The sequence below is a fragment of the Mycolicibacter sinensis genome, from assembly GCF_001667375.1.
Classification (GTDB): Bacteria; Actinomycetota; Actinomycetes; order Mycobacteriales; family Mycobacteriaceae; genus Mycobacterium; species Mycobacterium sinense_A.
The window spans coordinates 1-12704 of sequence record NZ_LZIN01000069.1; the positions used below are offsets into that span (position 1 = coordinate 1).

14 protein-coding genes are annotated in these 12704 nt (G+C 68.2%); 2 read left to right on the forward strand and 12 right to left on the reverse strand.

Going from position 1 to position 12704, the window contains the following annotated elements; all coding sequences use genetic code 11:
* Positions 1 to 110 precede the first annotated feature (110 nt).
* From A5771_RS13065 to A5771_RS13095, 7 genes are all read right to left on the reverse strand, one after another.
* Positions 111 to 1184, reverse strand: a complete 1074-nt coding sequence (locus tag A5771_RS13065; protein ID WP_064855645.1) for an ABC transporter ATP-binding protein — start codon at positions 1182 to 1184, stop codon at positions 111 to 113.
* A 4-nt stretch (positions 1185 to 1188) separates the two neighbouring features.
* Positions 1189 to 2040, reverse strand: coding sequence for a carbohydrate ABC transporter permease (locus tag A5771_RS13070; protein ID WP_064855646.1), 852 nt, complete (start codon positions 2038 to 2040; stop codon positions 1189 to 1191).
* Positions 2037 to 2921 (reverse strand): carbohydrate ABC transporter permease, encoded by an 885-nt coding sequence (locus tag A5771_RS13075; RefSeq protein WP_064855647.1) that lies wholly within the window; start codon positions 2919 to 2921, stop codon positions 2037 to 2039. The genes A5771_RS13070 and A5771_RS13075 overlap by 4 nt, the downstream gene beginning before the upstream one ends.
* The gene (locus A5771_RS13080; RefSeq protein WP_064855648.1) at positions 2918 to 4234 is read right to left on the reverse strand and encodes an ABC transporter substrate-binding protein; all 1317 of its coding nucleotides are present in this window, start codon (positions 4232 to 4234) and stop codon (positions 2918 to 2920) included. The genes A5771_RS13075 and A5771_RS13080 overlap by 4 nt, the downstream gene beginning before the upstream one ends.
* A 6-nt stretch (positions 4235 to 4240) precedes the next feature.
* Positions 4241 to 6154, reverse strand: coding sequence for a YhgE/Pip domain-containing protein (locus A5771_RS13085; RefSeq protein ID WP_064855649.1), 1914 nt, complete (start codon positions 6152 to 6154; stop codon positions 4241 to 4243).
* A gap of 3 nt (positions 6155 to 6157) precedes the next feature.
* A complete protein-coding gene (locus A5771_RS13090; RefSeq protein WP_064855650.1) occupies positions 6158 to 6892 on the reverse strand; it encodes an ATP-binding cassette domain-containing protein in 735 nt (244 codons plus the stop codon).
* Between the two features lie 82 nt (positions 6893 to 6974).
* On the reverse strand, positions 6975 to 7856 hold the full coding sequence (locus A5771_RS13095; RefSeq protein ID WP_064855651.1) for a sigma-70 family RNA polymerase sigma factor: 882 nt from the start codon (positions 7854 to 7856) through the stop codon (positions 6975 to 6977).
* A gap of 74 nt (positions 7857 to 7930) precedes the next feature.
* On the opposite strand from A5771_RS13095, the gene A5771_RS13100 reads away from it, so the two are divergent.
* Positions 7931 to 8284, forward strand: a complete 354-nt coding sequence (locus A5771_RS13100) for a DoxX family protein (RefSeq protein ID WP_064855652.1) — start codon at positions 7931 to 7933, stop codon at positions 8282 to 8284.
* Between the two features lies 1 nt (position 8285).
* On the opposite strand, the gene A5771_RS13105 is transcribed toward A5771_RS13100, so the two are convergent.
* From A5771_RS13105 to A5771_RS13120, 4 genes are read right to left on the reverse strand one after another with little or no spacing between them, the layout of a single operon-like run.
* Complete coding sequence (locus tag A5771_RS13105; RefSeq protein WP_064855653.1) at positions 8286 to 8729, reverse strand: TOBE domain-containing protein; 444 nt, start codon at positions 8727 to 8729, stop codon at positions 8286 to 8288.
* 32 nt (positions 8730 to 8761) lie between these two features.
* Positions 8762 to 9574, reverse strand: coding sequence for a ketosteroid isomerase family protein (locus tag A5771_RS13110; RefSeq protein WP_064855654.1), 813 nt, complete (start codon positions 9572 to 9574; stop codon positions 8762 to 8764).
* On the reverse strand, positions 9574 to 10137 hold the full coding sequence (locus A5771_RS13115) for an isochorismatase family protein (protein WP_064855655.1): 564 nt from the start codon (positions 10135 to 10137) through the stop codon (positions 9574 to 9576). The genes A5771_RS13110 and A5771_RS13115 overlap by 1 nt, the downstream gene beginning before the upstream one ends.
* On the reverse strand, positions 10094 to 10507 hold the full coding sequence (locus tag A5771_RS13120) for a DUF2784 domain-containing protein (protein WP_064855656.1): 414 nt from the start codon (positions 10505 to 10507) through the stop codon (positions 10094 to 10096). Before A5771_RS13120 ends, A5771_RS13115 begins: the two co-directional genes overlap by 44 nt.
* Before the next feature lie 99 nt (positions 10508 to 10606).
* Here A5771_RS13120 and A5771_RS13125 point away from each other — a divergent pair, with 99 nt between their 5' ends.
* Positions 10607 to 11164, forward strand: a complete 558-nt coding sequence (locus tag A5771_RS13125) for an RDD family protein (protein WP_064855657.1) — start codon at positions 10607 to 10609, stop codon at positions 11162 to 11164.
* Positions 11165 to 11182: 18 nt separating this feature from the next.
* Here the strand turns inward: A5771_RS13125 and A5771_RS13130 are convergent, their stop codons facing one another.
* Positions 11183 to 12691, reverse strand: coding sequence for a carboxylesterase/lipase family protein (locus A5771_RS13130; protein WP_064855658.1), 1509 nt, complete (start codon positions 12689 to 12691; stop codon positions 11183 to 11185).
* Positions 12692 to 12704 lie beyond the last annotated feature (13 nt).

The following is a 12704-nucleotide window of genomic DNA, read 5'->3' on the forward strand; positions in this document are numbered from 1 at the left end:
TCCAAGACCGCACCCCGCAGCAGGCCTACCTGAACCCGATTACCCAAGAAAACCCGCCAATTTCTTGACTCAAGACAGAAAACGGCCGACACGCGCACGCGCCTGAGGCATCACCGACCAAGCCGCATGCCGTCCGCACCGAAGAAGTGCACCTGCTCCGGGTCGGGGCGCAACCGCACGCGGTCACCGCGCCGCACGGAGTGGTCGCCCGCCATCCGGGCGGTGACGGCCCGGCGCGGGGCTTGGCCCGATTCGGTGATGCTGCCGTGAACGTAGGTATCGGCGCCGAGTTCCTCGACGAACTCCACGTCGACGTCGACGCCGCCGTCATCGAGCACGAGATGCTCGGGTCGCACACCGATCACCAAATCCTCTCCACTGAGAGCGATTTCACGTGGCAGAGCCAGGGTGTAGCCGCCCAGTGAGACCGCGCCGTCGACAACAGGCACGGTGAACAGGTTCATCGCCGGTGAGCCGATGAACCCGGCGACGAACACGTTGGCCGGATGGCGGTAGAGCTCGCGGGGCGGCGCGCACTGCTGCAGCACCCCGTCGCGCAACACCGCTACCCGGTCCCCCATCGTCATCGCCTCCACCTGATCGTGGGTGACGTAGACGGTGGTGATGCCCAACCGGCGTTGCAGTTCGGCGATCTGGTTGCGGGTCTGCACCCGCAGCATCGCATCCAAATTCGACAGCGGCTCGTCCATCAAAAAAACCTGCGGGCGGCGCACGATCGCCCGGCCCATCGCCACCCGCTGGCGCTCACCGCCGGACAGGTCCTTGGGTTTGCGACCCAGGTGCGCCTCCAAGCCCAGCAGCCGAGCGGCCTCGGCCACCCGGGCGCGGATCTCGGCTTTCGGGGTCTTGGCGACTTTGAGGGCGAAACCCATGTTCTGCGCCACGGTCATGTGCGGGTACAGCGCATAGTTCTGGAACACCATGGCGATGTCCCGGGCGCCGGGGTCGGTGTCGGTGACGTCAGCGCTGCCGATGCAGACCCGTCCCGCATCAACGGGTTCCAGGCCGGCCAGCATCCGCAGCGTCGTCGTCTTGCCACAGCCGGACGGCCCGACCAGCACCATGAACTCGCCGTCCTCGACCGCCAGGTTCAGCTTATCCAGCGCGGGCCGGTCGGCACCGGGATAGTGCCGGGTCACCGAATCGAAAGTCACTGCCGCCATTGCGTTACCGCCCGCCGAATCCGGTGGCGGCGATGCCGCTGATGAAGGCGCGTTGCGCCACCGCGTAGATCACGATCAGCGGCGCCAGCATCAGCATGGAGGCCGCCATCAGCACCGGCCACTCGGCGACGTACTCCCCTTGCATCCACACCAGCCCGAGGGTAAGGGTGGCGATGCTCTTGCGCTGAATCATCAACAGCGGCCACAAAAAATCGTTCCAGACGTTGATCCAGGTCAGTACCGCCAGCACCATCACCGCCGGTTTGGCGTGCGGCAACAGAATCCGCCAATAGACGCCCCACGGCGAGCACCCGTCCAAGATGGCCGCCTCCTCCAGATCGATGGGCAGCGTCGCGAAGAACTGCCGCATCAGATAGGTGCCGAAGGCACTTCCGAACAACCCCGGGATGATCATCGCCCACATGGTGTCGGTCCAGCCGAACACTCGCATCAGGATGAACTGCGGAATCACCGTGACGGTCAACGGCACCATCAGCGTGGCCAGGTAGAGCACGAACAGGGTGTTACGTCCGGCGAACGGCAGCCGGGCGAAGGCGTAACCGGCCAGCGAGCAGAAGAACACCTGGCCGGCCGTCACAGCGCCGGCGTAGAGCACGGTGTTGAACAACATTCGCCAGAACGGCATTCGGGCGAACACGTCGAGGTAGTTCGACCACTGGGGATGCGCGGGCAACAGCGTCGGCTGGCTGATCTCGGCCTGGCGTTTCAGTGATCCCGACAGCGCCCACAGGATGGGGAACAGTGCGCATGCGGCGACGCCGGCCAGACCGGCGTAGACGCCGAGCAAGCGGCCGATACGGTACCGCGCCGGAAGGCCCGTGCGCCGGGGCGTCATTGGTCCACCGCGTTCCTGCGCGACAGCCGCAGCTGGATGATCGTCAATGTCAGCAGCACCGCGAACATCACCCACGCCAGCGCGGAGGCGTAACCGAAGTCCAGGAAGGCGAACGCCTGCTGGAACAGCATGATCGCCAACACGTAGGTGCCGGTCTCCGGGCCGCCGCTGCTGCCGGTGAGGACGTAGACCAGATCAAAGGCCTGAAACGCGTTGATGACCGAGATCACCACCACGAACCACAGAGCGCCGCGGATCATCGGCACCGTGATGGACACGAAGCGCCGGATCTCGCCGGCGCCGTCGATGCGGGCCGCCTCGTAAAGCGACTCCGGCACACCCTGCATGGCCGCCAACAGGATCACCGTCGCGAACGGCACGCTCTTCCACACGCTGACCAGACACAGCGACGCCATCGCCCAGTGCGGTTCGGTCAGCCACGGCACCGCCGAGATGCCGAACCAGCCGAGCATGATGTTGAGCAAGCCGCTGTCGGTGTTGAACACGAACTGCCACACCACCGCGATCACCACCGAGGACACCGCCAGCGGAAGGAACGCGATCGCCCGGAACAACCCGATGCCCTTGATCTGGTGGTTCAACAATCCGGCCACCACCACACTGATCAACACGGTGGGGACCACGGTGCCCACCGTGAACACCGTCGAGTTGCCGACCGCGATGCCGAACAGCGGATCGGCGGTGAACAGGTCGCGGTAGTTCGCCGCGCCCACAAACGTCGGCGGGCTGAACAGGTCCCAGCGCTGGACGCTCATGTAGAGCGAGAACGCCAGCGGGAACGCCATGAACACCGCGACCGCGGCCAGGTTCGGGGCGATGAACCACCGTCCCGCCCGGGCGCGTCTGCGTGTCGGGTTCATGCGGTGGCCAGCACTTCGTCGATCTGGGGCGTCAGTCCGGTCTTCAGACTCGCAGCGGGTCGCTTTCCGCGCAGCACGGGCCCGATGGCGCGGTCCATCAGGGCGTGCACCTTCTGCCACTCCGGGGTGATCGGCAATCCCTCGGAATGCGAAGGGCCGCCGGTGAGCACCGCGAGGTTGGTGATACCGGCATGTGCTTCGGTGAAGCCCGGTGCGGAGATCGCCGATTTCAGCACCGGCACGAAAAGCCCGGACTCCCCGATCAGCGACTGCCCCACCGGACCCGCCGCGTATTTGACGAATTCCCAGGCCTGTTGCCGGTGTCGGCTGGTGGCGGCGATGGACAGGCCGGTGCTGCCGATGGCCGAGCGGGCAGCCATGCCCTTGGCGGCCGCGGCCGGCCCGGTCGGCAGCACCGCCACGTCGAAGTCGAGGTCCTCGGCTTGCACGAAGGTCTGATAACGCCAGTGGCCGCCGAATGCCATCGCCGCCTGGCCCGCGGTGAACAGGCCCATGGTGGAGATCGCCTGGGTGTCGGAGGCCGCCGGTGCTACCCGGTGAATGTTGGCGAGGTCGGCGTAGAACTGGATGCCGTCGAGGAAGGCGTCGTCGTCGAAGTTCATGTGGGTGGGGTTGAATCGCGGGACCGCCCACGGCGTGCCGTTGTTCATCCCGAACACGGCCGCGGTGTAGGGCGGCGACCAGGTGTCGACGAATCCCCACTGGGTGGTCCGGCCGTTGGGTGCCCGCCGGGTGAGTGCGGTTGCGGTGTCCAGGAATTGGTCGAACGTCCAGGGGCGGTCCCAGCGTCCCGGTGGCGGCGGAACCCCGGCCTCGGCGAAGAGGCGAGTGTTGTAGAACAGGAACGCGCCCGACCACTGCTCGGGGAACGCGTACTGACCACCGTTGAAGCCGAACGTCTCATACAGCGCCGGGATGCTGTCGGCGTGCAAAGCCGCGGCGAACTCCGGGTCGGCGTCCAACAGCGGGTTCAGGTCTGCCAGCACCCCGCGGTCGGCCAGCCCCGCGTAGTTGAACTCCCAGGCCATCAGCACATCCGGGCACCTGCCGCCGGCACAGAATGTCGATATCAGCTGGGTGGGGTCTCCTCCGGCCAGCACGGTGCGCACCCTGATGTCGGGATGCTCGCGCTGGAACGCCGTCACGATGCGCATCCGGGTATCGGCCTCTTCCGGGTTGGCCGCGAAGAAGAACGTCAGCGCGTCGTCGTCAGCGGTGCAGCCGGCCGGCCACGGTGCCAGCGCGGCCGCACCGAGTAGACCGGCTCCGCGCAGAAAACCCCGCCGCTGCAACGTCTGTCACACTTCGATCGGCGGGTAGAGGCGTTCGAGGGTGTACTGGCGGTCTCGGCGGGCGGCGAGGGCGCTGGCGGCCAGGGAAACCACGAGGATCCCGGCCAGCACGCCCACCGACACCCACAGCCTGGTGTCGATGCCGCCGACGGTCAGCTGACGTAACCCGTTGACGGCGTACGTCATCGGGTCATAGGGGTGCAGGATCTGGAAGGGCTTCGCGGTCGTCTCCACCGGGTAGACCCCGCCGGACGACACCAGCTGGAACATCAGGAAGGCCAGGGTGACCACCCGGCCGACCGCGACACCGAGCACCGCGTTGAACGCCTGGATCATCGCCAGGAACGACGCGGCGATCAACGCGAGGAACGCGACCATGCCCGCGGCGTAGCGCGCCTGCAGCCCGACCCCGAAATGCACCACCGCATACATCAGCACCACCTGGCAGATCCCCAGCAGCAGCGCCGGCCAGTAGGAGGCCAGCACCACCCGCAACGCGCCGAGTCCGTTGACGATGGCGCGAGTCTGCAACGGCGTCAGCAACATCCACACGATCAGGGAGCCGATGAACAAGGCCAACGGTAGGAAGAACGGAGCGAAGCCGGTGCCGAAGGTGGCGGCGTGGTGGGTGAAGCCCATCGCCACTCCGACCGGGCTGGCCAGGATCGATGCCACCTCGACGCGCTGCTGGTCGGTGATCGTCGATGCGCGCTGATCCGCCTCGCCCAGACCCGAGGCCAATTGTGCGGCACCGTCTTTGAGTCGATTGCTACCGTCGGTCAGCTGGACCAGGCCGTCGCTCAGTTTGTGGGTGCCGGCGTCCAGCTCGGTAGCACCGTTGCGTAGCGCGATCAGGTCGTTCTTGAGCCCGCCCTCCAGCGCGTGGGTCATGAGCGTGCGCAGCCCGCTGTTGGGATCGGCCAGATCATTCTCCAGCCGTTGAGTGTTGACGCGCAGCTGGGCCAGGCCCTCATCGGTGGCGGGATCGATACCCTTGATGGACAGCAGACGCTGGGCGCCGGCGAGGGTGTCGCCGAGCCCGCGCACCGCCGGGTCGGGGTTGGCGTGCAAGGCGTCCACCACCTGGTTGACGATTCCGGCGGCCTGCTGGTAGTTGACGTTGAGTGCCCCGATCCGGTCGGACACCGTTTTGATGTTGCCGCTCAACGCGGTCGCGGCGGCACCGGCGGCATTCGGGTCAAAACCCATGGCGCCGAGGTCGTCGGTGAGCTTCAGCAGCGGGTCGGTGGCCTGCTGAACGCCGGCCGCCAGCCGGCGGCTGCCGCCGGCAAGCGCGGCGGAGCCGTCGCGGGCCGCTACCAGATTGTCCGCCAGCGTCTTCGAGCCGTCGGAGAGCTGGTTGGCGCCGTCGGCCGCCTTCTTGACCTCGTCGGTCACCTGGGTCAATGCGGTGCCGATCACCTGCTGGCCGACCTTGGCGCTGACCTCGTTGAGAACCTCGCGGGCAGCGTTCTGCCCCATGACAGAAGCCAGATAGTTATTGGCGTCGTTGAACCGGAACTGGATCTGCGCCTTCTGCGGATGCGGGCCCGCGGGCGAGACCACCGACGCACTGAAATCGGCCGGCAGCGTGATGGAGAAATAATAGGTGCCGTCGGAAACCCCTTTGGCGGCATCGCTTTCCGATACCCGATGCAGATCGAGCTGGCCGGAGTCGACCAGCGCTCGGGTGACCTCATCGCCGGCGTGTAATTGGTTTCCCGAGACGGTGGCACCGGTGTCCTCGTTGACCAGAGCGACCGGGATCTTGTCGATGGCGGCGAATGGATTCCAGAAGGCCCACAGGTACATGGCGCCGTACAGCAGGGGCAGCACGATGATGGTGATCAGGGCCACCCGCGGCATGGTGCCGCGGGAGTAGCGTTTGAGGTCGGTTCCCAACGACATTCCCGCGAGCATGATTTAGTCATTCCCCTTCTCGTGTCGGCCGTGGGTGCTGTGCGCTAGCTCGGCCGGCCCCAGCTGCGCGACGTGGAGCTGCGCTGCGACCCCTGAGCCCTCGGGTACCTCATTGGCCGACGCGGTGATGACGGTCTGCTGTTCGCCCAACGCGACCAGCCGGCCGATCAGGGCCGCCCGGTCGTGGTCGCTGGTGACCTGATCGATGCTGCCGACCACCAACAACGGTGGCCGCGCGGTATTGGCCAGCGCGATACGCAACAGCAGCCCGGTCAGTTCGTCGAGCTGTTCGACGTACTCGTGCAGTCGCGGCACCGGCAGGTCACCGAAGACCGGCCGGCAGACGGCGTCGCGCTCGGCTTCCCCGGCGCGGCGCACCAGCCGGTACCACGGTGTGTCCCAGCGGAGCTGTTCGGTGATGAGGTCGCGGACGGTCACCGATTCGAAGATCGCGTCGAGCTGTTCGATACCGGCGAGCGCACAGACGCCGAAGATGTCGCGGGCTTTGCGGCGCCCGAGGACCGCGATCGTCCCCGTCGACGGTTTCATCCGCCCGGCCAGATTCATCAGCAGCGCAGTACGTCCCGAGCCGGGCGGGCCGACCAGCACAGTGACCCCGCCGGCCTCGATGTCCAGGTCGAGTGGCCCGAAGACCCGACCCCAGGGGCCGGTCATCGAGATGCCGCGCGCTGTCACCGCGACCGGCTTCTCTTCCGGTTCCTTCGCTTCCTCGGGCATGGGTCTCCCCCTCAACTGCCGAATCGGTTCGCGTGACCCATCAAAGCAGAATCAAGCACCGGTGAGCGGCCATCACGCGCACTCATGGCCGATCGGTTCCTGGCAGTTGCAGCGTCATGAGCCGCAATCGATCCGGCTCGCCGGCGATGTCGATGGTGTGAATGCGCCCGTTGCCGATACCGATGCGCAACACGGCCAGCAGCCGGCCGCCGGGGGCGATCGCGATGCCGGGCGCGCCGTCGACCAGCAGCACCGCACCGGCGCGAGTGCGGGCGGTGAAGCGCCGGGTCTCGGTCGCGACATCGGCGGCGCCGCGCATCTCGGTGGGCACCCCGGCCGGCACCAGCACCGGATCCACCCGGCGCACCACGTTGGGCGCCAACAGCTCGAGCAGCGCGGGGATGTCGCCGCCGCGGGAGGCCGCAAGGAACGCCGTCACGATCTGTTGGTGCTCGGCACGGCGACGCGGTTCGGCGGCCGGCTCGGCGTGGAGCCGTTCCCGTGCCCGGCTGGCCAGCTTCTTGGCCGCATCGGTGGACCTGTCGAGCAGTTCACCGATCTGCTCGAAGGGAACGTCGAACACCTCGTGCAATACGAAGGCCGCTCGCTGAGCCGGCGACAACCGATCCAGCACCACCAGCAGTGCGCGGCTGACCGCCTCGGAGCGCAATGCCTCCTCCTCGGCGGCGAGCGCGGCCGGCCCATGGTCAAGGGTTTCCGGCAGGGGCTGCTCGCCGCGCCGGGCACGTGCGCGCAGCTGGTCGACGGCGGTGCGGGCGGTGATCGTGGTCAGCCAGCCCGCCAGGTTGTCCACCGCGGTGAAGTCCGCGCGGCTGGCTTTCAGCCAGGCCGACTGAACGGCGTCGTCGGCGTCGGCGGCCGAGCCGAGCAGGTGAAACGCCACCGAATGCAAGTGGCGTCGGTGGCCTTCGAACTGCTCCGCCAGATACTCCACGTTGCCCATGGGTCACCTTTCCCGCCCGGGGGTCGTCATCGACACAGATAGCCACATCCGCCGACGAAAGGAAGAGCAACACCATGAGCGTATCGACCGTCTACCTCGCGGTCATCACCCTCACGGCGGTCGTCACCATCGCCATCGCCGTCGCCGACTTGATTCCGGCGCAGTTCGTGCTGGCCAACTCGGCGCAGGTGGGGGTGCCGAGATCCTGGCTCCCACTGTTGGGCGGGCTGAAGCTGGCCGGGGGCGCCGGGCTGATCATCGGCCTGGCGGGCGTCCCAGTGATCGGTGTCGTCGCCGCGGCCGGGCTGGTCGCCTTTTTCGTCGGGGCCGTGGTGACGCATCTGCGGGCCAAAGTGTTGTACAACATCGGTTTTCCGGCCGCCTACCTGGCGCTGGCCACGGCCTCGCTGGTGATGCTGCTGACCTGATTCAGCCGAATTCCGCCGCCGGGTCGGCGTTCCCGGCCGAACCGGCTCGGCGCGGCAGTTCCAGGACGACGTTGGTGGCCTTGACCGAGGCGACGACCAGGCTGCCGGGCTGCAGCCGCAGTTCGTCGGCGGCCTCCCGGCTGACCAGCGACACCAGCCGAAACGGGCCGGCCTGCACGTCCACCTGGGCCATCACCGTGTCCCGAGTCACCTTGGTGACCAGGCCGACCAGGCGGTTGCGGGCGGATTGCCCCACCACCGGATTGCGCGACATCGGTTCGACGGAGGCGCGTTCCTGGGCGAACCGTGCGAGTTCGGCGCCGTCGACCATCCGGGGCCCGCTTCCTGACGTCACCGAGAGGCGCCCGGAGTCGATCCAGCGCCGGACGGTGTCGTCGCTGACTCCGAGCAGCTCGGCGACTTCGGCAATGCGGAAGCTTGGCACGTCGTCGAGCTTATCCTCGTCGGCCCGCCGCCTCAGTCTTCTGCGAAGTACCGGATGGTCGTGATCGCCCGGCCACGCCGGTCCACGTCGGCGAAGAGCACCCCGCGTTGCTGCGCTGAGGTGATCGAGACGGCGACGGTGCGGCCGGCCGCCAGCAGCTTCGTCGGCTGGGCGCCATCCAGCCGGGCGGCGAGTTCGGCCAGATCCATGGCGATATCGTCGCCGAAAGTCATTGTCGCACTGGGTGGTATCGCCGCCGTGATGGTGGACAGCTCGCCGGCGGCTATCGCGGTGAGGAACGCCCGCACCGGCCTCTTGCCCCGTTCGGCCGACCGGAGAAATCCGGCGGCGAATCCGGCGGTGCCGCCGAAGCGCTGGTTGCTCAGCAGTGAGCGCGACAGCTGGGCCCCGGCGGGCAGCGCCGCCACGCCGTTGCCGAGGAACTGGCGCATCATCGCCGGCAGCTCCCAGTACGCGCGCAACCGCTGCAGCCTCCATCGGCCGTCGGCCTCGGCTAAGTCCTCGGTCAGGTCATAGCGCAGGATCGCCGGAATGTGCATGACCACCGTCGGCCCCATCGCGACCTCGAGCTGCAGGTCCCGGATGACCGTCGTGCCGTGCACGATGTCCAGGTCGCGGTGGAAGGTGATGTCACGCGGCCCGATGAAGGTGTCGTAGAACCGGCCGATCTGCTCGAAACCGACGTGCGGGCGCGAGCCGACCGGGTCCTCCACCCGACCGTCGGCGCTGAACAGGCCCACCCAGCCGGTCCGGTCATGGGCGGCCGCCGCGGCCGGTGACTGCTCGACGGTGGCCAGCAGGTCTTGGGCTGTCGAGTCCGTCATCAGGCTGCCTCCACAACAGCGACACCGGCGCTGCGCATCGCCGCCACCGCGGCGGCCGTCGAATCGGCGGCCACCCCCGCGGTCAAGCGCGTCAGCACCGTGGTGGAAAACCCCGCGCGAATCGCGTCTTCGGCGGTGTGGCGCACACAGTAGTCGGTGGCAACGCCGACCACGTCGACACCGTCCACCTGGCGCCGGTGCAACCAGTCGCCCAGCGCGGTGCCGTGGTCGTCGACGCCGTCGAAACCGCTGTAGCCGGCGTCGAATTCGCCCTTCCGGAAGACCGCGTCGATCCGATCGGTGCACAGTGCGGGATGGAAATCTGCGCCGGCGGTACCGGCGCGGCAGTGCGGCGGCCAGGACGTCACGTAGTCCGGGTGCGGGGAGAAGTGGTCGCCGGGGTCGATGTGCCAATCCTGGGCGGCCACCACGTGGTCGTAGCGGTCCCCGGCGGCCCTCAGATAGCGGGTGATGTCGTGGGCGACCGCGACGGCGCCGGTCACCGGCAGTGCGCCACCGTCACAGAAGTCGTTCTGCACGTCGACGATGATCAGCGCCCGCATGACCCCCACCGTATCGCCGGTGCCGCAGCGTTTCCCGGCCGCACAGCGCCCAGGTCCCGATCACGACGGCGCCCACCACGACCTCGACGGCCGGTGTCCAGCCGGCCGGGTACAGCACGCCGGTCAGATAATGGGCGATGAAACCGTCCGGTGGCAGCGGGGCCATCCCGGCGGCCGCACGTGCGCGGCGTTCGAACCAGGTCAGCGGGCACTCCAGGTTGGCGGCGAGGAGCAGCACCGCCCACCCCACCGCCGGAACATGCAGCCACAGCGTGCGGGGCCACCGCAGCGCCAGAAAGCCGCCGGCGACGACGTAGCCGACGAACGCCAGGTGCACCGCCACGATGAGCCCCACCGCGATCGGATACATGGTCCTCCACTGGCCACCATTTCGCCGTGCGCAGAATCCGCTTCCATCCGCGACCGCCACGGTACATTGGCGAACACCCGATGATCAGGAGCGGATCTGATGACAACCGGTGGTTTCGATCCGAATGTCCCCGGCTACGGCCCGGGTTACGGATCCGGTTACGGCCCGCCCGGCGGCCATCAGCCGCCACCGGGTTGGGCGCAGCAGGGTTGGGGGCAGCCGCCGGCAGCGAGCCAGAAGCCCGGCGGGCTGGGTCGGCGCTTCTGGGCCCGGTGGCTCGACGGGGTGCTGGTCAGCATCGTGGCGTTCGTCTTGGCGCTGTTCGTGTTCAGCGACGACTATCCGTTCCTGGTGACCGGCGTGTTCTCCGGGGTGCTGACCTACGGCTATTTCGTGTTGTTCGAAGTCACCCAGGGGGCCACGCCGGCCAAGCGACTGCTCGGTCTGGCGGTGCGTGGACCCGACGGGGTGTCGAAGCCGACGCCTGCGCAGTCGGCCGTCCGCAACTCGTTCACCGTGCTGGCCGTATTTCCCTACCTGGGCCCGCTGCTGGCCTTCATCGCCTACGTCGTGATCGCGCTGACGATCAGCGGCAGCCCGACCAAACAGGGCAAGCACGACGAGCTGGCCGGCGGCACCCGGGTGCTCCGCACCTGAGCTCGCTCGCGGTAGCGGCTAGTGCGCCAGGGTGAAGCCTTCCCAGGCCATCCGGCGCTCGGGTGCCGGATCGTATTCCACCCGGGTCTTGCGGTCGAACACCATCACCGCGCGGTCGTCGCGGGTGTACACCGGCCAGTCGTCGCCCGGCACGCCGTCACGGCTGAAGGCCCGCCAGCGGCGCTGCACCTGATCGCTGACCCGCAGTGCCGCCCGGCGATCCGCGCCGGCGGTCAGCAGCCGGCCCAATCCGCCGCTGCGGTAAACGTCGAACACGGCGAAGAGTTCGGTGGCATGGGTGGCGCCCAACCCTGACCAGCGCAGCACGCGCGGAGCGAAGTCGTAGCGGTATACGTAGGTCGGCGCATGCGCCCCGTGGGCCTCGGCGATCTCCCAGACGGCGGCGTTGAAGGCGAAATCGCCGCCGAGCTGGATGCAGGCCGTCCGGTTCGGATACTCCGGGTAGGCGGCGATGATGCGATCACGCACCCCCGCCTCGGTGTTGGCCAGCACGGCCTCGACCATCGGCTCGGTCGTCGGCAACATCTTCAGGAAACGGGTGAACAAGCGGCCCTCCTCGGCGTTGCTGCCCACGATGAGCGGCACCCGATGGGCCGAACCGCGCCGCATCGCCTCGACCGGATCCAGCGGCAACAGGTCGTCGCCGAAAACCGGGCCGATCGGGAACGCGCCCAACATGTCGCGGGTGCCCTCGGTGAGCAATCGCTCCTGGGCCGCCAGCAATTCGGCCGGCGACACCCGCAGCAGCGTGTGCGCGGCGTCGGAGGCGCGCACCCCGAGCAGCGCGGCGAACCGGCGGGCGAACTCCGCTGCCACCTCGGGACCGCGCACCATTCCCGCGGCGGGGCTTTCGGCGATCGCGCGGGCGAACAGACCTTCGGCTTGCGGCACCCCCAGCAACGTGGCGACGATGTGCGCGCCGGCGCTTTCCCCGAAGATCGTGACGTTGTCCGGGTCGCCGCCGAAGGCCCCGACGTTCTCGCGCACCCAGCGCAAGGCCAGCACCAGATCACGCAGGTACAGGTTGCTGTCGATGGTGATCTCGGAGGTCGACAGCGACGACAGGTCCAGGCAGCCGAGCGCGCCGAGCCGGTAGTTGACCGAGACGTACACGCAGCCGCGGCGGGCCAGCGCCGCCCCGTCGTACATCGGGGTCGCCGAACTGCCCAGGATGTAGCCGCCGCCGTGGATGAACACCATGACGGGCAGCGGTTCGGTACCTGCATCTTCCGGCGCCACCACGTTCAGGGTCAGGCAGTCCTCGCTGGTCGGCTGGAAGCGGCCCGGGCTGAGGATGGTGTACATCCGCTCCTGCGGTGCACAGTTGGTGAACCCGTGGCAGTGCCGCACCCCCGACCAGGGCTCAGGCGGCTGGGGCGCCCGGAACCGCAGCGGCCCGACCGGCGGGCGGGCATACGGGATCGAGCGCCATCTGCGCACCCCGTCGCGCGCGAAACCCTCCACGACGCCGCTGGCGATGCTGGCCTGCACAGGGTGGTTATGCATGAGCCGAACGGTA

Excerpts from the sequence above, each read along its gene's own strand:
- A5771_RS13065 (WP_064855645.1), bottom strand. The coding sequence starts at position 1,184 with ATGGCGGCAGTGACTTTCGATTCGGTGACCCGGCACTATCCCGGTGCC.
- A5771_RS13070 (WP_064855646.1), bottom strand. The coding sequence starts at position 2,040 with ATGACGCCCCGGCGCACGGGCCTTCCGGCGCGGTACCGTATCGGCCGC.
- A5771_RS13075 (WP_064855647.1), bottom strand. The coding sequence starts at position 2,921 with ATGAACCCGACACGCAGACGCGCCCGGGCGGGACGGTGGTTCATCGCC.
- A5771_RS13085 (WP_064855649.1), bottom strand. The coding sequence starts at position 6,154 with ATGCTCGCGGGAATGTCGTTGGGAACCGACCTCAAACGCTACTCCCGC.
- A5771_RS13090 (WP_064855650.1), bottom strand. The coding sequence starts at position 6,892 with ATGCCCGAGGAAGCGAAGGAACCGGAAGAGAAGCCGGTCGCGGTGACA.
- A5771_RS13095 (WP_064855651.1), bottom strand. The coding sequence starts at position 7,856 with ATGGGCAACGTGGAGTATCTGGCGGAGCAGTTCGAAGGCCACCGACGC.
- A5771_RS13100 (WP_064855652.1), top strand. The coding sequence starts at position 7,931 with ATGAGCGTATCGACCGTCTACCTCGCGGTCATCACCCTCACGGCGGTC.
- A5771_RS13110 (WP_064855654.1), bottom strand. The coding sequence starts at position 9,574 with ATGACGGACTCGACAGCCCAAGACCTGCTGGCCACCGTCGAGCAGTCA.
- A5771_RS13115 (WP_064855655.1), bottom strand. The coding sequence starts at position 10,137 with ATGCGGGCGCTGATCATCGTCGACGTGCAGAACGACTTCTGTGACGGT.
- A5771_RS13120 (WP_064855656.1), bottom strand. The coding sequence starts at position 10,507 with ATGTATCCGATCGCGGTGGGGCTCATCGTGGCGGTGCACCTGGCGTTC.
- A5771_RS13125 (WP_064855657.1), top strand. The coding sequence starts at position 10,607 with ATGACAACCGGTGGTTTCGATCCGAATGTCCCCGGCTACGGCCCGGGT.
- A5771_RS13130 (WP_064855658.1), bottom strand. The coding sequence starts at position 12,691 with ATGCATAACCACCCTGTGCAGGCCAGCATCGCCAGCGGCGTCGTGGAG.